The organism is Mycobacteroides salmoniphilum, from assembly GCF_004924335.1.
Taxonomy (GTDB): Bacteria; Actinomycetota; Actinomycetes; order Mycobacteriales; family Mycobacteriaceae; genus Mycobacterium; species Mycobacterium salmoniphilum.
Window position 1 is genome coordinate 1,151,762 of the sequence record NZ_CP024633.1, and the last position, 20,456, is coordinate 1,172,217.

General features: G+C 64.6%; 23 protein-coding genes. 10 read left to right on the plus strand and 13 right to left on the minus strand.

All coding sequences use genetic code 11. The features are described from left to right. Position 1: 1 nt before the first annotated feature. Entirely contained in the window at positions 2 to 496 is a 495-nt protein-coding gene (gene tpx, locus DSM43276_RS05780) for a thiol peroxidase (protein WP_005059496.1), read from the minus strand. A gap of 106 nt (positions 497 to 602) precedes the next feature. On the opposite strand from tpx, the gene DSM43276_RS05785 reads away from it, so the two are divergent. Continuing rightward, positions 603 to 1,247 (plus strand): class I SAM-dependent methyltransferase, encoded by a 645-nt coding sequence (locus DSM43276_RS05785; RefSeq protein ID WP_078329476.1) that lies wholly within the window; start codon positions 603 to 605, stop codon positions 1,245 to 1,247. Positions 1,248 to 1,259: 12 nt separating this feature from the next. Here DSM43276_RS05785 and DSM43276_RS05790 read toward each other — a convergent pair whose 3' ends face one another. From DSM43276_RS05790 to DSM43276_RS05800, 3 genes are read right to left on the minus strand one after another with little or no spacing between them, the layout of a single operon-like run. Next, positions 1,260 to 2,069 (minus strand): class I SAM-dependent methyltransferase, encoded by an 810-nt coding sequence (locus tag DSM43276_RS05790; protein WP_078329477.1) that lies wholly within the window; start codon positions 2,067 to 2,069, stop codon positions 1,260 to 1,262. A 13-nt stretch (positions 2,070 to 2,082) separates the two neighbouring features. Continuing rightward, positions 2,083 to 2,604 (minus strand): DUF1697 domain-containing protein, encoded by a 522-nt coding sequence (locus DSM43276_RS05795; protein ID WP_078329478.1) that lies wholly within the window; start codon positions 2,602 to 2,604, stop codon positions 2,083 to 2,085. A 2-nt stretch (positions 2,605 to 2,606) separates the two neighbouring features. Beyond that, positions 2,607 to 3,455 carry a class I SAM-dependent methyltransferase gene (locus DSM43276_RS05800; RefSeq protein ID WP_078329479.1) on the minus strand — a complete coding sequence of 283 codons (849 nt, stop codon included), beginning with the start codon at positions 3,453 to 3,455 and terminating at the stop codon, positions 2,607 to 2,609. A gap of 60 nt (positions 3,456 to 3,515) precedes the next feature. On the opposite strand from DSM43276_RS05800, the gene DSM43276_RS05805 reads away from it, so the two are divergent. Beyond that, complete coding sequence (locus DSM43276_RS05805; RefSeq protein WP_078329480.1) at positions 3,516 to 3,704, plus strand: DUF5302 domain-containing protein; 189 nt, start codon at positions 3,516 to 3,518, stop codon at positions 3,702 to 3,704. Here DSM43276_RS05805 and DSM43276_RS05810 read toward each other — a convergent pair. From DSM43276_RS05810 to DSM43276_RS05840, 7 genes are all read right to left on the minus strand, one after another. Beyond that, positions 3,701 to 5,035 carry an acyltransferase family protein gene (locus tag DSM43276_RS05810; protein ID WP_078329481.1) on the minus strand — a complete coding sequence of 445 codons (1,335 nt, stop codon included), beginning with the start codon at positions 5,033 to 5,035 and terminating at the stop codon, positions 3,701 to 3,703. The two genes, DSM43276_RS05805 and DSM43276_RS05810, sit on opposite strands and share 4 nt — an antisense overlap. A gap of 89 nt (positions 5,036 to 5,124) precedes the next feature. Beyond that, on the minus strand, positions 5,125 to 5,514 hold the full coding sequence (locus DSM43276_RS05815; RefSeq protein ID WP_078325564.1) for a hypothetical protein: 390 nt from the start codon (positions 5,512 to 5,514) through the stop codon (positions 5,125 to 5,127). Between the two features lie 281 nt (positions 5,515 to 5,795). After that, positions 5,796 to 7,004, minus strand: coding sequence for an MFS transporter (locus tag DSM43276_RS05820; RefSeq protein WP_078329482.1), 1,209 nt, complete (start codon positions 7,002 to 7,004; stop codon positions 5,796 to 5,798). Between the two features lie 44 nt (positions 7,005 to 7,048). Continuing rightward, positions 7,049 to 8,683 carry a solute symporter family protein gene (locus tag DSM43276_RS05825; RefSeq protein WP_078329483.1) on the minus strand — a complete coding sequence of 545 codons (1,635 nt, stop codon included), beginning with the start codon at positions 8,681 to 8,683 and terminating at the stop codon, positions 7,049 to 7,051. Continuing rightward, positions 8,680 to 9,003 (minus strand): DUF485 domain-containing protein, encoded by a 324-nt coding sequence (locus tag DSM43276_RS05830; RefSeq protein WP_078329513.1) that lies wholly within the window; start codon positions 9,001 to 9,003, stop codon positions 8,680 to 8,682. The genes DSM43276_RS05825 and DSM43276_RS05830 overlap by 4 nt, the downstream gene beginning before the upstream one ends. 137 nt (positions 9,004 to 9,140) lie before the next feature. Continuing rightward, positions 9,141 to 10,169 (minus strand): TPR repeat domain-containing protein, encoded by a 1,029-nt coding sequence (locus DSM43276_RS05835; protein ID WP_078329484.1) that lies wholly within the window; start codon positions 10,167 to 10,169, stop codon positions 9,141 to 9,143. Beyond that, on the minus strand, positions 10,166 to 10,459 hold the full coding sequence (locus DSM43276_RS05840) for a hypothetical protein (protein WP_078289433.1): 294 nt from the start codon (positions 10,457 to 10,459) through the stop codon (positions 10,166 to 10,168). The genes DSM43276_RS05835 and DSM43276_RS05840 overlap by 4 nt, the downstream gene beginning before the upstream one ends. Positions 10,460 to 10,575: 116 nt before the next feature. On the opposite strand from DSM43276_RS05840, the gene DSM43276_RS05845 reads away from it, so the two are divergent. Continuing rightward, on the plus strand, positions 10,576 to 11,151 hold the full coding sequence (locus DSM43276_RS05845) for an HhH-GPD-type base excision DNA repair protein (protein ID WP_211196755.1): 576 nt from the start codon (positions 10,576 to 10,578) through the stop codon (positions 11,149 to 11,151). Positions 11,152 to 11,180: 29 nt separating this feature from the next. Here DSM43276_RS05845 and DSM43276_RS05850 read toward each other — a convergent pair whose 3' ends face one another. Further along, positions 11,181 to 11,861 (minus strand): hypothetical protein, encoded by a 681-nt coding sequence (locus DSM43276_RS05850; protein WP_136629153.1) that lies wholly within the window; start codon positions 11,859 to 11,861, stop codon positions 11,181 to 11,183. Positions 11,862 to 12,014: 153 nt separating this feature from the next. Here DSM43276_RS05850 and DSM43276_RS05855 point away from each other — a divergent pair, with 153 nt between their 5' ends. The 3 genes from DSM43276_RS05855 to purU are packed head-to-tail and all read left to right on the plus strand — an operon-like array spanning position 12,015 to position 14,976. Beyond that, entirely contained in the window at positions 12,015 to 13,247 is a 1,233-nt protein-coding gene (locus DSM43276_RS05855; protein WP_078329515.1) for a mannosyltransferase, read from the plus strand. 10 nt (positions 13,248 to 13,257) lie between these two features. Continuing rightward, positions 13,258 to 14,064, plus strand: coding sequence for an SDR family oxidoreductase (locus DSM43276_RS05860; RefSeq protein ID WP_078329516.1), 807 nt, complete (start codon positions 13,258 to 13,260; stop codon positions 14,062 to 14,064). Between the two features lie 12 nt (positions 14,065 to 14,076). Next, on the plus strand, positions 14,077 to 14,976 hold the full coding sequence (gene purU / locus DSM43276_RS05865) for a formyltetrahydrofolate deformylase (RefSeq protein WP_078329550.1): 900 nt from the start codon (positions 14,077 to 14,079) through the stop codon (positions 14,974 to 14,976). A 158-nt stretch (positions 14,977 to 15,134) separates the two neighbouring features. Here purU and DSM43276_RS05870 read toward each other — a convergent pair whose 3' ends face one another. Further along, positions 15,135 to 15,419: a 4a-hydroxytetrahydrobiopterin dehydratase gene (locus DSM43276_RS05870; RefSeq protein WP_078325207.1), complete on the minus strand. Its 285-nt coding sequence runs from the start codon at positions 15,417 to 15,419 to the stop codon at positions 15,135 to 15,137. Between the two features lie 26 nt (positions 15,420 to 15,445). On the opposite strand from DSM43276_RS05870, the gene DSM43276_RS05875 reads away from it, so the two are divergent. From DSM43276_RS05875 to DSM43276_RS05895, 4 genes are all read left to right on the plus strand, one after another. Continuing rightward, entirely contained in the window at positions 15,446 to 15,838 is a 393-nt protein-coding gene (locus DSM43276_RS05875; RefSeq protein WP_078329517.1) for a (deoxy)nucleoside triphosphate pyrophosphohydrolase, read from the plus strand. A 261-nt stretch (positions 15,839 to 16,099) separates the two neighbouring features. Beyond that, positions 16,100 to 18,004, plus strand: a complete 1,905-nt coding sequence (gene typA / locus DSM43276_RS05885; RefSeq protein WP_078325209.1) for a translational GTPase TypA — start codon at positions 16,100 to 16,102, stop codon at positions 18,002 to 18,004. Between the two features lie 53 nt (positions 18,005 to 18,057). Next, positions 18,058 to 18,447: a nitroreductase/quinone reductase family protein gene (locus DSM43276_RS05890; protein ID WP_234803021.1), complete on the plus strand. Its 390-nt coding sequence runs from the start codon at positions 18,058 to 18,060 to the stop codon at positions 18,445 to 18,447. 95 nt (positions 18,448 to 18,542) lie between these two features. Continuing rightward, complete coding sequence (locus DSM43276_RS05895; protein ID WP_078329519.1) at positions 18,543 to 20,444, plus strand: alkyl/aryl-sulfatase; 1,902 nt, start codon at positions 18,543 to 18,545, stop codon at positions 20,442 to 20,444. The last annotated feature ends 12 nt before the right edge of the window (positions 20,445 to 20,456 follow it).

A 20,456-nucleotide genomic window follows, 5' to 3' on the forward strand; every position in this document is an offset into this window, starting at 1 on the left:
CTTAGGACAGTGCCCCGAGCACCGCGTCGTAGTCGGGTTCCTGAGCGATCTCGGGCACCAGCTCGGTGTACGCGACATTGCCATCGGCACCGATGACGACGATCGCGCGGCCCAGCAGCCCGGTCATCGGACCGTCGGCGATGGTGACACCGAAGTCCTCGCCGAACGAGCTACGGAACGCCGACGCGGTACCGACGTTCTCGATGCCCTCGGCGCCACAGAAGCGCTTCTGGGCAAACGGCAGGTCCTTCGACACACACAGCACCGGCGCGCCCGCCTCGGCGGCGCGCTGGTTGAAGGTCCGCACACTGGCCTGGCAGACGGGGGTGTCGATCGAGGGAAAGATGTTGAGGATCACCGGCTTATCCCGGTACTGGTCGCTGGTGACGGGGCCAAGATCGGCGCCTACCAGCTCAAATGCCGGGGCAGGAGAGCCGACAGCGGGAAGCTCGCCGACCGTGTTGATGGGGTTTCCGCGCAACGTGATCTGTGCCATGGGTCCAGTGTTCCAGAGTTCGGTTATCGCTGGGGTGGTGGGGTGGGAGCTAGTTTGCGTGGTTGGTGGGGGCTAGATGAGCTTCGGCGGGGCTAGGTTGGATGCTATGGCGACGCCTGTCAGCTTCGACAACAGATTCTTCTCGGCCGTCTGGTCTGCCATCGCGCGCCGGGAACCACCCGCGATCAAGGAGTTGCGTGCCGAGAACCTGCGGGGGCTGACGGGACACGTCCTGGAGGTGGGCGCGGGCATCGGCTCGAACTTCCCGCTGTATCCGGACACCGTGACGTCGGTGACGGCGCTCGAACCCGAATCCAGGCTGCGTCCGCAAGCCGAGGACGCCGCCGCGGCGGCGTCGATTCCGGTGACGGTGACCGCCGGTGTGTTCGAGGACCTCGCCGTCACCGGTGAGGATCGATTCGACGCGGTGGTGTGCTCGCTGGTGTTGTGTTCGGTGGGTGACCCCGACCGCGCCGCCGCGCAGGCGTTCGAGGTACTCAAGCCCGGTGGCGAGGTGCGCTTCTTCGAGCACGTCGCCCATGGGGGTGCGCTCGGATTGGTGCAGCGCGCGGTGGACGTGACGTTCTGGCCCCGATTGTTCGGGAACTGCCATACGCACCGGGACACGCTGGCCGCGATCGAACGGGCGGGATTCGAGATCGAGGGGCAGCGCGACGACTGGCTGAAGGTATTCGGTGTCCCCATGCCGTCCTCATCGATCGTGATCGGACGCGCGGTCAAACCCGCCTAGAGCTTCTGCGGGTCAACCGAATTCGACGACGGTCATTGCCGGCCTTATCCGGTCGGACAAGGGGAGGTCGTAGAACAGCGGTGTCGCCAGCCGAAGGAAGGCCCCGCGACCGGGAGGCATCCGGACCTCGCGCACCGCGCGAACACCGTCGAGGGCCCGCAGCTCCCCGTACTGGTGGGCGGTGAACGAGAAAGGCATCGGCGGCACGGTGTAGTGCTCGCTCAGCTTCCAGCCGCGCCGCTGCGAGTACACGCTCATCAACCATGGGATGGTGTCGAAAACCATCCACCCGCCGGGGAAGCGTTTGGCACACGCGGCGATGAGGTCAAACACCAGGTCGCGCTCCAGGTACATCAATAGCCCCTCGGCGGTGATCAGCACGCCGTTGGAGTCGTCGACGTGATCCATCCAGGAGTGGTCGAGAGCGGACTGTGCGATGTATCGGAGCCGATCCGAGGGCGGAAGCAGCTGCTGACGCAGCCGCACGATGGGTTCCAGGTCGACGGACAACCAGGTCAGCTCGCCGTTGTCGATGCGCCAGAAGCTGGTCTGCAGGCCCTCCGCCAGCGCCACCACGGTGGCACGCGGATGATCAGCCAGATACTCATTGGAGACGTTGTCGAATGTCAACGCCCGCAGGGCAATTCCCTGATGCGTGCGGCCAAAGTGCTGATAGTCGTAATCCAGGCTGTCCCGCAGGACGATGGCCATCGGATCCTCGAGTACACCGTCGGGCCGGTTCGCTTCGGTGGCTCGTTGATTCAATGTGATGAGCGCGGTTTCGGACACCCCGTCGAGGTGGCGGGCATCGATGGCAGCCATGCACGCCACAGTACTAGCGAATGAGCTTGTGCAACGTTCTCAGGTTTCGGGTGGTCGTCGTCGACTTGTATCGCTTCTTGCCGGTCGTCTTGCCGATGGGGCTGGCCAGGGTCTGCGACCTGGGCACCTGCCAATACAGCACGCCGTCACCGGCGGCGATGCGTTCGCTCTCGTCGAGCTCGCCACCGAGGGCGGCCAGCTCGGTGAGCACCGCGGGGTCGCTGCAGAACATCACGTACGAATGCACGCCCTCGATCTCCGGCTCCCAGGGGAACGCTGTGATGATGTCGCCAATGGTGTTCAGGTCGTACACCAGCACCCAGGCCTCGTACCCGAAGCGATCGCCGAGTACCCGCTGCAGCCGTTCCTTGACCGCGGAGGCGGATTCGGTTGAGTCCAACAGCACGTTTCCGCTGGCGAGAATTGTTGTGACACCGGTAAATCCGTCGGCCTCGAGAGCATCGCGGACATCGGCCATCTTCATCGTGATGCCACCGACGTTGACTCCGCGCAGCAGGGCGGCATATCTGGGCATGGCTATCCGAACTGCAGGAGCGTCATGGACGGGCGAGTACGGCGCAGAAACCCGCGATCAAGGCGCTTGGAGTTGACGAATTTCCAGATTCCACGCCCAGGATGCAGCGGTATGTCGATGGCCGCCGTCACCCCCGGAACAGAGGTGAGCATCTCGCCTTCATCGGGTGTCTGCGCGAACGGCATGGGTGGGGCCACGTAGCGATCCGACAACGTGAACCCCTGCAGGGTCCGCCTGCTGAACCAGTGCGGGATGTTGTCGAACATCATCTGCCCGCCGGGAAAACGCTTGGCGCAGGCCTCGATTAGCCCAAGCGATTCCTCCGGCTGCAGATACATGAGCAGACCCTCGGCCGTGATGAACACGCCGCCCGAGGCATCGACCCGATCCATCCAGCTCAGGTCCAGGGCCGACTGTGCCAGCTCTACGATCCGTTCGTTTGTGGGCAGCAGCTTGTTGCGTAACTCCATCACCGGCGGCAGATCGACGGAGTACCAAGTGAATTGGGCTGTGGATTCCGCGCCGCCCAACCGCCAGAAGCTGGTTTGCATGCCTTCTGCGAGTGCGACAACCGCCGCCCGGGGATGCGTCGCGAGATACACACGGGCCTGTGCGTCGAAGGCCCGGGCCCGCAGGGCGTGGCTCTGCGACGGGCGGCCGAACTTGCGGTAGTCGTACTCGATGGCGTCGAAGAGCTCGGCGGCCAGCGGATCCTGAATCACACCGTCCGGGCGTTTGGCCTCGGTGCCGCGGTTGTGCAGTGTCCACAGGGTGGTAGCCGAGACGCCCTCCAGGCTGTCTCCGCTGATCCGCGATGAACCACCCGGATGAGGAGCGTCGGACTCGGTCATGAAGCTGATGCTAGTGAAATGGTGCGGCGATCGGTCTGTCCCTTGGTTAGGCTGACGGGTATGACCGATTCGAAGGCGAGCGGCGACTCGGCCGCGGACGATGCCAAGCGCAGGTTCCGCGAGGCACTTGACCGTAAGAACAACAAGGCCAACGCCGCCGCCGACAACAAGGACACCGCCAGCAAGCCGACCCATGCACATGGCCGGGCCGGCTCGCATCGCGAATTCCGTCGTAAGAGCGGTGGTTAGACACCCTTCTTGTCGCTGGCCAGCGCCCGTGCGGTGATCAAGCCGGCCAGAGCAACCACCCAGCACGTAAGGCCAAAGCCCTTGAGTCCCCAGACGACTGAGGCCAGGGTGAACCCTCCGGCCGTCATCAGCGCTATCCCGACGGCGGTACTGCGCATGCCGGGGTACGCGACATAGCCACCGTCCCAGCCGGGCAGAGGGTTGTTTTCCAGCGGTCGCAGGGCCAGGAAGAGCCCGGTCACCAGGACGGCCATCGTCATCACCTGAAGTACCGACAGCACGACGAAATTCGGTGCCGCGGTGTTGTATCGGGGGAACCCGAGGAAATCGAACACCAGGTGCATGCCCAGCAGCGCGGGCATGTGCCAGAGGTACAGCGTCATCGCGCCCGAGTTGCCGATGGCCACGGCCCACCACACCCGAGGGCGCTGAGCCCATCGATTGATGGCCGGCATCGCCGCGATGGCGAGTGCGGACAGGACGATGGCGTGTCCGGCCAACACCAGCGAGGGTGGAATCATGTTCGGCACCTTCTGTCCGGCCACGCCGACCAGACTGATCGTGTACGGACCGAACGCCACCAGCGCGATGTTGACCGCGAATACGGCGGCTGCCAGCATCAATGCGGCCTTCTGGGTGATCAGCTGCCGGCGGTACCCCACGCCCAAAACCGCCGGCAGCAGCCACACCACGAAGTTCACGTATCCGATGCCCTTGGGCGCGTCCAGGCCCAGCCGCAGTACGTCGATGGCCGCGATACCCAGATAGATTCCCGCCAACGCGGTGAACATGCTCCGTGTCGTCGTGATGCGGGCCAGTAGCGGAACCGCGGCCAGCACCAGCACATAGGCGCCGAGGAACCACAGCAGCTGGGTGCTCACACCGGCGACCGGCTCGTAGACGTGTAGCGGCAGGATCTGCCGAAGTATCAGCAGCGCCGCCGCCCAGAAGCCCAGGTAGTAGAACACCGGGCGGTACAGCCGGGTGCAGCGATGCATGAGCCAGGACCCCCAGCTGGTGCCGGGCTTCCAGGAGCCCACGCTGGCCGCGACACCTGCGAAGAAGAACAGCGGCATGATCTGGAAAACCCAGGTCAACGCCTGGAAAACGGGGCGGCCGTTGAGCAGGTTGCCCCACAGCAGCACACCGTTGTCGATGGCACTCACCGCCATGATGGTGTGTCCGAGGACCACACCGACCAGCGACACGATCCGGATCACGTCAAGTGCGCGGTCGCGGGTTGCCGGAGTGGCGGCGCCCACCTCGTCGGCGGTGGGCAGGCCCAGCGATGAGCGGCTCGCGCGAAGAGCCTTGATTGGTGCAATCGTCATGCACCTAGCGTCGTCGAGCGCCGATCACCAACACAGCGCGTCGCTACGCGATCACGCTAGGTAGTTTCCCCTGGGCCTCGCGAGTAGGACTAGCCGCCGAGAGCGGCGATGAGGTCCTTGATCTTGGCGGCCTCGTCCTCGGTGACGGATTCCTCGGACTCGACTGCCGTCAGGAATCCGACCTTCAGGCCGGCGCCATTGGCGGTTTCCTGCGCGGTGAGCCGTGCCCGCCGGCGCGCGGTGTAGAGACGTTGGCCCAATGTCGCGCTGGGGCTGTTGGCCGCGTCCTTCATCAGATCGTCGTACCGATGGCGCACGCCACTCAGCGCGACGATGACCGAGGGCGTGACGCGGCTGCGGCCGGCCGCCTTCGAGATCGCACCTTCGAGCTTTCGCAACCCGCTGAGGACGACGCCAACGCGTTCGCCGTACTCGGGGTCGGTGGGTTCGGGCAAGGTGTCGATGGCGGAGGTGTACATGTGCACCGCCGCATCGACGAGGCTGACAATGACTGGGGCTTCTCCGTCATCCGGCACGACTTCAGGCACGACCCATCGACTCCTTCTGAAAAGACCGGTAACGACCCCGGAGTAGGCAGGGGCCGCCGACAACTTAGCGCCGATCCACGGCCCGGACAACCCCTATCGGATGAACGGTTTCTGGCCCGAGCGTCTCAGTGGGGGCGTGTGAACTGTGCTGTGCTACCTATGGTTTCGGCACCGCAGCTGTGTTCATGGGGTGTAGCGGCAACAGATCTTGATTAGCCGGTGGTCACTGGCGCCGCTGATTCCGCCCGGCGCGGACGTTCTTGCCAGATGACCGCGATCAGGCAGAGTGCCGCCAGGGCGGCCACCGCGAGCGCGAACGTGATCCCCGCGGTGCGTAGTCCCCACGCGTGGGCGGCCAGGCCCTCGCCGATGACCGGCAGCGCGATTCCGATGTAGGCGACGACGAAGTAGCTGGAGGTCACCTCCGCGCGGTTGTCCTCGGGAGTGCGGTCGGCGATGGAGGCCAGTCCGCGGCTGAAGCTGATGCCCTGCCCGATGCCGACCACCACCGCGCTGGCCAGGTACCAGGGCAGTGACGAGGTGTGCAGGGCCACCACCACGAGCAGCATCCCGGTCAGCAGGACTGCGCAGCCTAGGATCAGCGCCTTGGCCGCGGGCACCTGCCGGACGAGAATTTGTGCCACACAAGAGGATCCGAATGTGAGGAAGACACTTGCGCCGGCGACCGCGTGGTTGTCGATGCCGAGCACCCCGGACAGGAATCCGGGGGCCACCGCCGTGAAGGATCCGAGGGCTGCGAATCCGGCGAATCCGGCTGTCGCCGCGGCCGCGAATGTCGCACGGACCTGGGGAGGTAGTGAAAGACGTTGCACACCAAGTCTTCCGTGTCTCGGTGCGGTTTCCGGTGCCAAGAGCAGGGCCACTGCCGCGATGGACACGAGTCCGATATGAACGATGAATGCCAGATGGGTGGGCCAGGGCGCGTACTGAACGAGGATGCCGGCCACCAGGGGCCCGAGTCCAAGGCCGCCGGTGTTGGCGATGGTGGCCACGGCGGCCGCGCGTCCCCGCCATTGTTCGGGGGCTGCCTCGATGACGGCGACGGTAGCCGCGCCGGTGAAGAATCCCGCGGACAGTCCCGAGACGATGCGCGCGATCAGCAGCAGCGGAACCGAGTCGACAAACAGGAAGATGACCGAGCTGAGGATGGCGAATCCGGCACCGGTCAGCAGCAGGGGGCGACGGCCCAGAACGTCGGACCAGCCGCCGAACAGCAGCAGTGCGAACAGCACACCCGCCGCGTAGGTGGCATACACCACCGTCGTGGTGAGCACGGAAAAGTGCATCTGCTGCGAGTACAGCGCGTACATCGGGGTCGGCATCGTGGTGCCGATCATGACCGTCGAGAAGCTGAACGCCAGCAGGATGAACGCGGCCGAACGGCGCAGACGGGCAATCACAACCCAATGTAAGTCACGGGCGGGCCCGTCTCATTCCAGCGGGATCAATGGGTGATCGCCTTTTCCGCGCCGATGCCCGTCAGGGAACGCACCTCCATCTCCGCGTTCAACCCGGGATCGCCCTTGTCGTTCGAGGTCAGCGTTCCGACGATGCCCAGCAGGAAGGCCAAGGGAATCGACACGATGCCGGGATTGGCCAGGGGGAACCAGGCGAAGTCGGCGCCGGGGGTCATCGCCGTCTTCGCGCCGGAGACGGCGGGGGAGAAGACGATGAGCACGATGGTCGAGATCAACCCGCCATACATGCTCCACAGCGCGCCGCGGGTATTGAACCGCGCCCAGTACAGCGAGTACAGGATGGTCGGCAGATTGGCCGCTGCCGCGACCGCGAAGGCCAGTGCCACCAGGAACGCGACATTCTGCCCGTTGGCCAAGATGCCGAGGCCGATCGCGATGACGCCCAGTATTACCGCGGTGATCCGCGAAACCCGGACCTGTTCCGCCTCAGAGACGTTGTGGCCCTTAATGACTGAGGCGTAGATGTCGTGTGCGAATGATGCCGACGCGGTAATCGTCAGTCCGGCCACCACGGCGAGAATGGTTGCGAAGGCCACCGCCGAGATGACCGCAAGCAGGATCACCCCGCCGAGCTCGAAGGCCAACAGCGGTGCGGCCGAGTTCTGTCCACCGGCCGCCGCCAGGATGCGATCCGGTCCGACGAGCGCCGCGGCGCCATAGCCCAGCGCCAGGGTGAACAGGTAGAAGGCACCTATCAGTGCGATGGCCCACACCACCGATCGGCGGGCCTCCTTGGCGGTGGGCACGGTGTAGAAGCGCATCAGGACGTGGGGGAGTCCCGCGGTGCCGAGCACCAGCGCGAGTCCGAGCGACAGGAAGTTGATCTTTGATGTCAGTGAACCGCCGTATTGCGCGCCGGGGGCTAGAACATCGCGTGATGCAACACCTTTGGTGTGGCTGCCAGAAACGGCGTGCTGTGCCGCGCCAAGAATGTCGGAGATGTTGAAGCCGAACTTGGCCAGCACGGCGGCCGTCATGAGCGCGGCACCGGTGATCAACAACACCGCCTTGATGATTTGCACCCAGGTGGTGCCCTTCATGCCGCCCACCAGGACGTAGACGATCATGAGCACACCAACCACGCCGATGACGATCGACTGACCCAGTCTGCTGTGGATGTTGAGAAGGAGCGCCACCAAACCTCCGGCGCCCGCCATCTGCGCCAGGAGGTAGAACAGCGACACCGTCAACGTGGAGATGGCCGCCGCCAGTCGTACGGGACGCTGCTTGAGCCGAAAGCTCAGCACATCGGCCATCGTGAACTTTCCTGTGTTGCGCAGCAATTCGGCCACAAGGAGCAGTGCCACCAGCCAGGCCACCAGGAAGCCGACGGAATACAGGAAGCCGTCATAGCCGTATACCGCGATGGCTCCTGCGATGCCGAGGAAGCTGGCGGCGGACAGGTAGTCCCCGGCGATGGCGATGCCGTTCTGCGGACCGGAGAAGGCGCGCCCGCCGGTGAAGAATCCCTCTGCGGTCTTGTTGCTGCCGCTGGCGCGGATGACGAGGTAGAGGGTGACCGCGACGAAGACGGCGAATATCGCGATGTTGGTGGCCGGATCGCCGACGGTTTCGGCCGCCAGTATCGATGGGGTGCTCATGCCTGTTCCACCTCGGCGCGGATGGCCGCGGCCCGCGGATCCAACTCGCGGTTGGCGAATCTGACGTAGAGGCCGGTGATGACGAATGTCGTGACGAACTGGCCAAGGCCCAGCACGAGTCCGACGTTGATGTTGCCGAGGAGCTTGATTGCCATGAAGTCGTGAGCGAAAGCACCCAGCACCACATAGAGGCCATACCACACGAGGAAGAACGCAGTCATGGGAAAGACAAAGCGGCGCAATGCTTTCCGAAGTTCTTGAAATTCCGCGCTGCCCTGGATTTCCAGGGCTCGTTCGGCGGAGAGCTCGGTAGGATCGATAGCGGTCAACGCTGACTCCTTATGAGTACCTGTCAGGGTGCTGGGAGAGCGTAATGAGGGCCGAGCCACCGCCGTGGGGTTTCTCGCGCTGGTTTGTCAGGTGTTCACCTGATTGGCCTGGCGTCGAGGGCCCGGACTCAGACGCTTCTGCGCGCGGACTCTTCCCCGTACTGCTGGTTGACCGCGCGGAGGAACTTCTCCGCATCGGTGGGCTCGACCGGAGGCAAGTGGATGGTTTCGCTGACGATGCCATCTGGCAGGCGCGGCTCGGAGCCGACGTCGGGAATGAAGTTCTTCAGGGCGCCATCGGTGAAGGGCACGCCGGATTTGACCTGATTGTTGGACACCAGGTCGAACGCTCGCGTCATCGCGTCGCGCGATTCCTCGGGTAGTCCTGCCTTGATGGCGGCGATCTCGGTGGCGGATTTGCCGTCGAAGGACTGTGCGAATTCGTACAGATACTGCAGCTGATTGGACGGGATGGTGACGCTCTTACCCGCGGCGAGGTCCTTGAGCTGCCGATCGTCCAGGAGCGATGCCGCGTTGACCCGGCTCAACACACTGTGGTCTTGCTGGCTGTGCGCCTGAAAGTGCTCCCCGTCCCGATTCCCCTGTGCGGAGGTCAGCCCGCTGTAAGGATTGAACGAAGACCCCAGCTCATCGCAAATGGCGTCGATCTGCTGCTGGGCTTCCAATTCGGCTGCCCACCACTTGTCGTAGGCCTTCCGCATCATCCGTGTGAACTTCACGGCGTTCTGGTTCGCCTTCTCGATGACCTCCGCGCTGGTGTGGGGCTGCATGATCCAGCTGGCGGTGAGGTCCTCTGCCACGGTGTAGCCGTGGTCGGTGGCCTCGTTGTACAGGTCGACTGCCTCGCGGCGATACTCGATCGACTGGAACTCCAACGTGACCAAGGCCTTCGGGGCGTCATCGAGTAGTACCTGGGTGGCCAGGTAGATCGTCTTCTCGTCGCTGGCCGCGGTGTCCTGGATCGCACGGGCGGTTTCACCGTCCCAGGGCAGGCCGCCGGGTCTGTCGATCGAATGCTTGTAGTCCTGGGCGCGGTGTTGCAGCTCGGTGGCGGCGAGCATCGCCTGGCGCAACGGCACGATGGACTGTTCGGGGTGGTTGGTCAGCAACCTTCTGGCTGAGTACTCCGACTTCATTGTGGCCTCGACAACGATGCGGCGGAAAGGATGGTCTGTCGCACGTACTCTTCGGTGTCCCCGAACCGGGCCTGTGCTTGCTCGGATAGGTCGGCCATGTTCACGCAGCGAGCCGCAAACATGCGCTGTAATTCGGGGATGACCTCGGTGACGAGCCGTCTCACTGCGGTCAGCGAGGGGGCGTCCCCGGCTTCGACCCTGGTGGGGTTGGCGGCCCGGCTGCACAGCTTGTGGGCCTGTTCTCGTAATTCCGGCGACAGCTTGCGCAACGCCTCTAGATCAACGTCCAATTGGCCTGACAGCGGCAGCCTCCCCGAACACTGTGATCTTGGTCGCCCAAGTTGCCGTAGCCTAGCACCGCTCGGGTTGTCAAAGTTCAGAAGGAAGGAATGTCACATTGGCGAAATTGCAGCTAGCGCAGGACCCGGCCGCCGATGAGTTGCTGGAGGAGAATCCGTTGGCGCTTCTGATCGCGATGCTCCTCGATCAACAGATTCCTATGGAGGTCGCGTTCGCGGGGCCCAAGAAGATCGCCGACCGGATCGGCGGTATCGACGCTCACCAGATCGCCGACTACGACCCCGATAAGTTCGTCGCCTTATGTTCCGAACGCCCGGCGATACACCGCTTCCCCGGTTCGATGGCCAAGCGTGTCCAGGTACTCGCGCATGAGATCGTCGACGAGTACGACGGCCGCGCGGAGAACATCTGGAAGGCGGGCGATCCGAATGGGGCCGAGCTACTCAAGCGACTCAAGGCGCTTCCTGGTTTCGGTGAGCAAAAGGCCAAGATCTTTGTGGCACTGCTGGGCAAACAATACGGAGTTCAGCCGAAGGATTGGCGCAAGGCCGCCGGAAACTACGGCGAGAAGGACACGCACCTGTCGGTTGCGGACGTCGTCGACGGAGAGTCGCTCGGTCTTGTGCGCGCCCATAAGAAGGAAATGAAGGCTGCGGCCAAAGCAAAGGCGGCCAAGGCATAACGCCCTGACCGCCTTGCTTGTGTCGTGAACTACGGCAGCGCTGCGAACATCGGTGCCGACGGGACCATGCCGACACCGGGTGCGGTGGCAGCGGGCAACCCGGCGACGGGAGCCGCCGCAGCAGCCGGGATTCCGTTGACCAGGGCCGGCGGAATCAGCGTCTGCTGCACGCCCGCGGGCAGCAGCTTGGGCAGGTTGGTGGCCCACAGATCAACAGTCTGCGTGACACCGTCTGCGCCGGGGATCTGCCCGACGCCGGGCAGGTTGCTGGTGGCGGGAACCGACGCCGGAGACAGTGCCTGCGCGGCAGCGGGTGTCAGTGCCTGGGCGGCGGCCGGCGGCAGTGCTGCCGGAGCGGCAGGAGCAGCCGGAGCCACACCGGGAGCCGGCGCGACCGCAGGAGCGGCCGGAGTGATCGCCGGTAGGGCAGGTGCTGCCGGAGCCACACCGGGAGCCGGCGCGACCGCAGGAGCGGCCGGAGTGATCGCCGGTAGGGCAGGTGCTGCCGGGGCGGCGATCGCGGCGGGTGCTGCGGGAGCGTTACCGAAGCCCGCAGCGGCCTGGCCCAGGAGCGCGGCCGGGTTGGTCGGGTTCGGAGTGGGGCCCGGAACAGGGTCGGCGCCAGCGGTCGACGCCATGCCCAGTGCCAGGCCGGCTGACGCGAAGGCCGCGATCGACGCGCCCACGAAGACGTTGGGGAGCCGGGACATAAACCGTGACATATTGAACTCCAATGCTGTTTCGCTAGACCTGATTGCCGGTGTTAAAACCCAAGGTAATCCGTTACGCGTGTTACTCAAGTGACGCGTGTGACGTAGATGGAACCGTTACCAAAACGAGTGAGTGAGGTTATCGAAACCCCGATGAGTACCGAGCCGACCAGGGCGGATGCAAAGCCGCTGGTGCCGACACGCGGCGCGGCGGCGTGGCGGCGTGTCCGGGAATGGGGCCCGTGGCTGCTCGTGCTGAGCGTCGCGGTGCGCATCGCCTGGGCTTACCTGACTCCGCATGGCGCCGACCTTGTGGACCTGCATGTATACGTCAGCGGTCCTGCCACTCTGGGGCACGGCAATCTCTATGAGTTCACGTATCCGGACAAGACCCCCGACTTCCCGCTGCCCTTCACCTATCCGCCGTTCGCGGCCGTGGTGTTCTGGCCGCTGCACCTGCTGCCGTTCACCCTGCTCGGCCTGTGTTGGATTCTGGGCACCATTGCCGCGCTGTACGTGGTGGTTCGGCTGAGTCAGCGGTTGCTCGGATTCAACGACGCCCGCGGGGCCGCCGTGTGGACCGCCGTCACGATGTGGACCGAACCCGTGCGCTCGACGCTCGACTATGGGCAGATCAACGTGCTGCTGATGCTGCTGATCCTGGTGGCGGTGACTTCCTCACGCTGGTGGATCTCGGGAACACTGGTGGGGCTCGCCGGCGGGGTGAAGCTGACCCCGTTGGTTTCCGGGCTCTACTTCCTGGGCGCACGTCGGTGGGTGACCGCCCTGTGGGCAGGCGTGGTTTTTGTCTTGACTGTGGCGGTCGGCGTGGCCGTGGTCGGGGCGCAGGGGCGGTACTACTTCACCGACCTATTGGGTAAGCCGGACCGGATCGGGCCGATCGCCACCGTGTTCAACCAGTCCTGGCGGGGCGGTATCTCCAGGATCCTCGGACACGATGCGGGGTCTGGAGCACTGGTGTTGGCGGCCTACCTGGTGACCGCGGTGCTGGCCTTCTTCGCCTGGCGGGTCGTGGACGACAGGTTGGGGCAGATCTGTGTGGTGCAGCTCTTCGGTCTGCTCATCTCACCCATCTCGTGGACACACCATTGGGTGTGGATGGTTCCGTTCATGGTGTGGCTGCTGCACGGACCGTGGCGAGAAAAACTGGGCGCCAAGATCTTTGGGTATGGGTGGCTGGGGCTGTTGTTGGTGGGTGTGCCCTGGCTGCTCAGCTTCGCCCAACCCGACATCTGGCGCATCGACCGGCCGTGGCCGCTGGCCTGGGCCGGGCTGGTGGACATTGCGGCTGCCATGGCGACGCTCGGCTGGATGGCGGTGACGGGAATCAGGTCACGTCGCAACGCAGTACCAATCACCGGCTAGCGTTGCTGTCATGTCTGAACATTGGACCGTCCTGGTCACCGGTGCTTCCAGCGGGATCGGCGCGAGCGCGGCTCGGATCTTCGTCGAGCGCGGGCACCGCGTGTTCGGCACCAGTCGTCATCCCGATAACGTCACCGACCGCATCGCCGGGGTGCAATATCTGCGGCTTGATCAAACCGACAAGGCGAGTATCGCCGAGTGTGTCGCGCAGGCGGGCGAGGTGGACATCCTGGTCAACAACGCCGGCGAGAGTCAGATCGGTGCGCTGGAAGACATCTCCATTGATGATTTCGAGATGCTGTACAACACGAATGTCTTTGGGCCCGTTGCGCTCACCAAGGCGGTACTGCCGGGGATGAGGGAACGGCGCCGCGGCGCCATCGTGATGGTGGGGTCGATGGCGGGCACCCTGCACGTCCCGTTCCGATCGACCTACAGTTCGGCGAAGTCGGCACTGCACACCGTGGCCGACTGCCTGCGGCACGAGGTGGCACCGTTCGGGATCACCGTGAGCACCGTGGAACCCGGCGTCATCGCGACCGGGATCGAAACGCGGCGCAACCGCATCGTGTCCCAGGGATCTGCCTACCGCGATGCGTTCCAGACCGTCGATGCCGCCATGGCCGCGCGGGAGCAGCACGGCATGGCCTCCGATGATCTGGCGCGCCTGGTGGTCGACGTGGCATTGAATCCAAACCCGAAGCCCTTGTATGCCAAGGGCAGTAACGCTCCGCTCATCATGGCCGCGCAGCGGCTGCTGCCTGCCGGACTATTTCTGACGTTCCTGGCGCGCATGCACGGGCTGACGTCGAGGTAGGGCATGTTTCCCATATCTCCCCAAGGGGCTCACCCTACCGGGTCTTCAGATGCCTTCCACTCCAAGGATATCGGCAGGTTACTGCTGCAATGTCCCGACCGGATTGGCGTGGTCGCCGCCGTGAGTGCCTTCCTGGCAGACGCCGGTGCGAGCATCATTTCGCTGGCGCAGTACTCGACGGAACCGCAGGGCGGCTGGTTCATGCAGCGCACCGTGTTCCACCGTGCCGGGCTCACCGCCGCGCGCGAGGGCATGGAGAAAGAATTCGCCGCCATCGCTGAAAAATTCGATATCCAGTACCGGTTCAGCGAGGCGGCCAAGCCCAAACGAGTCGCGATCATGGTGTCGCGTACCGATCACTGTCTGCTGGATCTGCTGTGGCGCAACCGCCGTGGCGAGCTCGACATGTCGATCGTGGTGGTGATCTCGAACCATCCCGACCTCGCCGAGCAGGTGCGCTCGTTCGGCTTGCCCTTCGTGCACATCCCCGCTACCCGCGAGAATCGTGCGGAGGCCGAACGTAGGCAGCTGGACCTGCTGCGGGGAAACGTCGACCTGGTGGTCCTGGCCAGATACATGCAGATCCTCTCGCCGGAGTTTCTCGACGAGATCGACTGCCCGCTGATCAACATCCACCATTCGTTCCTTCCCGCATTCACCGGCGCGATGCCGTATCGCCGTGCGCGGGAACGTGGCGTCAAAATGATCGGTGCCACAGCGCATTACGTGACGCGGGAGCTCGACGAGGGGCCGATCATCGAGCAGGACGTGATCCGGGTCGATCACACTCATACCGTCGAGGACCTGGTGCGGCTGGGATCCGATGTGGAACGTCTGGTGCTCTCGCGCGCGGTTGCCTGGCACTGTGAGGACCGGGTCATGCGGCACGGCAATGTCACCGCGATCTTGTGACGTCCGATCGCGTTGCGGTTTCCCGGAAACCATGGTGCCGTTGCCCAGCTCTATGCGACAACGTGGGCAGTGCGGCGGGGACTAAAGCACATTTGTCGCATAGAGGCGGGCGGGGCCTGCATATGGTGTTGAGACCGTCGCGCTGCTCTAGAACGTCTCTAGCTTCCGACCTGTGAGTCGATCGCCTGGGCCAGTGCGACGTCCTTGTCGGTGATGCCACCCTCGGAGTGGGTGGACAGCACGAACGTCACTGTGCGCCATCGAATATCGATATCGGGATGGTGGTCGACGGATTCCGCGTGCTCGGCGATGCGGCGCACTGCGTCGATTCCGTCCAGGAAGGCGTCGAATGTAACGGCGCGGCGCAGGGAATCGCCCTCGCGTGTCCACCCCGGAAGCCCGGAGAGCGCCGCGTTGATCTGGTCGTCGGTGAGCAGGGCCATGAACTCAACGTATAGCGTCGACCACCATGGCGATAGTGGTCGCGGGCGCGGTGATCGACGGGGACAAGCTGCTCATCGCGCAGCGATCAAAACCCGTCGAGCTCGCCGGACAGTGGGAGCTCCCGGGAGGCAAGGTCGTCGAGGGCGAATCGGAGCCGCAGGCACTCGCGCGGGAGCTGCGCGAGGAACTCGGCATCGAGGTCGTAGTCGATTCTCGGCTCGGTGAGGATGTTGTCGTCGGGAACCTGGTGCTGCGTGCTTACCGCGCACGGCTGGACGGGGGCATCCCGCACCCACATGAGCATCTGGCGTTGCGCTGGGTCACCGCCGATGAACTCGACACGGTCGAATGGGTCCCGGCGGACGGGGGATGGATCCCCGCGTTGCGGGCGGCGCTAGTGGGCGCGCGCCCGGTGTAGCAGCTTTTTCAGCTCCTTTTCGGAGAGTCCGTGCTGCTCGGCCTTCTGCATCTTGTGCACGACAAGAGGGCACTTCATGCAGCGTGGTTTGCTCTTACAGCACTTCTTCTTGGGCTTGAGCCGTGCGACCTTGCTGGCCTTCACTGGGGTCCTACTTCTGGGTCTTAAATGTCTCTGGGGCTGTATTTGGGCTATGTCGGGCGTCACACGTGATAACGCCAGTTTCGTGAACTGGGGTAGTCACTGCCAGAATTGACAGACGTGACCCATAGTTTCCGGAACGTAGCCATTGTTGCGCACGTCGACCACGGTAAGACAACCCTGGTCGACGCGATGCTCAAGCAATCGGGTGCGCTCACGCACCGAGGTGATGACGCTGTCGAGCGCCTGATGGACTCCGGTGATCTGGAGAAGGAAAAGGGCATCACCATCCTGGCCAAGAACACCGCGGTGCACCGGCACCATGCGGATGGCTCGATGACGGTCATCAACGTCATCGACACCCCCGGCCACGCGGACTTCGGCGGCGAGGTGGAGCGCGGACTGTCGATGGTCGACGGCGTGCTGCTGCTGGTCGACGCCTCCGAGGGGCCGCTGCCGCAGACGCGATTCGTGCTGCGCAAGGCTCTCGGCGCGCACCTGCCGGTGATCCTCGTCGTCAACAAGACCGACCGGCCCGACGCCCGCATCGCCGAGGTGGTCTCCGACAGCCATGACCTACTGCTCGACGTCGCCTCGGACCTGGACGAGGAGGCGCAGAAGGCTGCCGAGGACGCGCTCGGACTGCCGACGCTGTACGCCTCGGGTCGTGCCGGTGTGGCCAGTACGGTCGAGCCCGCCAACGGCGAGATCCCCGAGGGCGACAACCTCGACCCGCTCTTCGACGTCCTGCTTGAGCACATTCCGCCGCCCAAGGGTGACGCTGAGGCACCCCTGCAGGCGTTGGTCACCAACCTCGACGCATCGGCATTCCTGGGCCGCCTCGCGCTCATCCGCATCTACAACGGGCGGATCCGCAAGGGGCAGCAGATCGCCTGGATGCGCGAAGTGGACGGCCACCCCGTCATCACCAACTCGAAGATCACCGAGCTGCTCGCCACCGAGGGTGTCGACCGCAGTCCCACCGAGGAAGCAGTCGCCGGCGACATCGTCGCCGTCGCCGGGATGTCCGAGATCATGATCGGCGACACGCTGGCCGATCCCGAGCACGCCCATGCGCTGCCACGGATCACCGTCGATGAGCCCGCGATCTCGGTGACCATCGGCACCAACAGCTCGCCGCTGGCAGGCAAGGTGTCGGGACACAAGCTCACCGCACGCATGGTCAAGTCGAGGCTGGATTCGGAGCTCATCGGCAACGTGTCGATCAAGGTCGTCGATATCGGCCGTCCGGACGCCTGGGAGGTGCAGGGCCGTGGTGAGCTGGCGCTGGCCATCCTCGTCGAGCAGATGCGCCGTGAGGGCTTCGAACTGACCGTCGGAAAGCCTCAGGTGGTCACCCGGCAGATCGACGGCAAGCTGCACGAGCCGTTCGAAGCCATGACCATCGACTGTCCCGAGGAGTTCGTCGGGGCAGTCACCCAGCTGATGGCCGCCCGCAAGGGCCGCATGGAGGAGATGGCCAACCACGCCGCGGGATGGGTCCGCATGGACTTCATCGTGCCGTCGCGTGGCCTCATCGGCTTCCGCACCGACTTCCTGACACTGACCCGGGGCACCGGCATCGCGAACGCCGTCTTCGAGGGTTACCGCCCCTGGGCCGGCGAGATCCGCGCACGGCACACCGGCTCACTCGTGTCGGACCGCACCGGCACCGTTACCCCGTTCGCGATGACCCAGCTGTCCGATCGCGGGCAGTTCTTCGTGGAGCCGGGTGACTCAACCTATGAGGGCCAGGTTGTCGGGATCAACCCGCGGGCCGAGGACCTTGACGTCAACGTCACCCGTGAGAAGAAGCTGACCAACATGCGGTCCGCGACGGCCGATGTCTTCGAGACTCTCGCCAGGCCGATGGAACTCGACCTTGAGAAGGCTATGGAGTTCTGCGCGGGCGACGAATGTGTCGAGGTGACACCGGAGATCGTGCGCGTACGCAAGGTCGACCTGGATGCCAACACCCGTGCACGCAATCGCTCACGCGCGAAGGCAGCGGCCAACAACAGCTAGGTTTGGCCGGCCCGCTCTCGCGCCGCCGGTGGAATCGGGGCAGACTGCACGGCGTGGCCGATTTCAACTCCATCAAGCGGCTGGTGGTTCACAACGCGCAGCGGTACCTCGTCAATCCGGTAGGGCGACGGCTGCCGGTCGTGCAGCTGGAAACCACGGGTCGCACGTCGGGACAACCGCGCCGCACCGCGATAGGCGGACGCCTGGTCGGCAGTCAGTTCTGGCTGGTCTCCGAGCACGGCGAGCACTCCGACTACGTGCGCAACATCAAGGCAAACCCCGCGGTGCGGCTGCGCATCCGCGACCAGTGGCGCACCGGGACCGCACACCTGCTGCCCGAGGATGACGCGCGCGCGCGGCTGCAGCAGTTGCCGACGGCCAACAGCGCGGTGGTCCGTGCGGTCGGCACCGAGCTGCTGACCGTCCGGGTGGATCTGGACTGACTGTGGTAGCAGAGGTTGCCTCGGATGGATGAAGTCTTCTGAGAGATAACAGCTTTCACCTTCGCTGATCGCGGGATGATCGGTACCATCGCGATATGCCGGATCAAACCCAACCCACGTCCCGCATCATCGAACAGAACGCGGCGGCGGAGCGGGAGCTCCCCTTTGCCAACGCGGTGGACCAAGAAGATGCAGATCGAGGATTCATCGCCGCGCTTGAACCCGGGGTGGTCAAGGACGCCTCGGGAAAGGTCGTGTGGGACAACGACTCCTATGCGTTCCTCCGTGAAGGTTGCCCGTCATCGGTGCATCCAAGCCTGTGGCGGCAATGCGGGCTGGTGATCAGGCAGGGGTTGTACGAAGTCACTGAGGGTATCTATCAGATCCGTGGGCTCGACATGTCGAACATGACCCTCGTCGAGGGTGACGCAGGCGTTATCGTCATCGATCCGTTGATCTCTGCCGAGACCGCCGCAGCCGGACTCGCGCTCTACCGCAGCCACCGCGGCGACCGTCCGGTCACCGGGCTGATTTACACGCACTCGCATGTCGATCACTTCGGCGGTGCGCTCGGGGTTATCACGAATGAGGAGGTGATGGCGGGGCGCTGTTCCGTGATCGCACCCGCCGGCTTCCTGGAGCATGCCGTCGCCGAGAACGTCTACGCCGGCACCGCGATGACTCGCCGCGCGGTCTACATGTATGGCGCGGTGCTGCCCAGGGGGCCGCTCGGGCAGGTGGGAGCCGGTCTGGGGCAAACTAATTCGATCGGCACTGTGACCCTGATTGCGCCAACACTGAACGTCACGCACAGTGGTCAGGAGGAGGCTGTCGACGGAGTTCGCGTGGTCTTCCAGCTCACCCCGGGTACCGAGGCGCCCGCAGAAATGAACTTTTACTTCCCCGAGCGCCGCGCGCTCTGCATGGCCGAGAACGCCACCCACACCCTGCACAACCTGCTGACATTGCGTGGCGCGCTGGTACGCGACCCGCATGTGTGGTCGCAGTACATCACCGAGGCCATCAACCTGTTCGGGTACGACTCCGATGTGGTGTTCGCATCGCACCATTGGCCGACCTGGGGCACCGAGAGGCTGGTGGAATACCTGTCTCTGCAACGTGATCTGTATGCCTACCTGCATGACCAGACCCTGCGACGGCTGAACCAGGGGCAGGTGGGTTCGGAGATCGCCGAGACCATGCAGCTGCCGCCCGCGATTGCGCATGCGTGGCATACGCGCGGCTACTACGGCTCGGTCAGCCACAACGTCAAGGCCATCTACCAGCGTTACATGGGCTGGTTCGACGGCAATCCCGCGCACCTGTGGGAACACCCTCCGGTGGCCGGCGCGCAGCGGCACGTGGAGTTCATGGGGGGTGCGCAGGAAGTGTTGCGCAAGGCGCGCAAGGCATTCGACGACGGCGACTACCGTTGGGTGGCGCAGGTGGTCAACTATGTGATCTTCGCCGACCCCACGAACGATGAGGCAAAAGACTTGCAGGCCAGCTGTTTCGAACAACTCGGATATGGCTCGGAAAACGCCACCTGGCGCAATTTCTACTTGATGGGCGCCCATGAATTACGGCATGGCAGTGTCGGAACCCCGATCGCGACCGACTCGCCGACCATGCTCGCGGCGCTGACCATCGACCAGGTATTCGATGCGCTGGCGCTGCGGGTCAACGGGCCGAAGGCCTGGAACGATCGGTTCGTCAGCGATTGGCACTTCACCGACGAGGGTCGGGTCGACCGGCTCGAGCTACGAAACGGCGTGCTGGTGCACTATCCCCGGCCGTCCGGGACATCGCTGCCGTCTGCCGATGTCACCTTCACTCTTACCCGACCCGCCTTGATCACGGTGCTGCTCGGCGGCGGCGATCCGGCACAGGCCTTCGGCTCGGGCGACATCACCGTCGACGGCGATGTCAGCGGGTTCGCGCGGCTGGTGGCGGTGCTTGATCAGCCCGATCCCAACTTTGCCATCGTGACGCCATAACCAGTTGGGGCG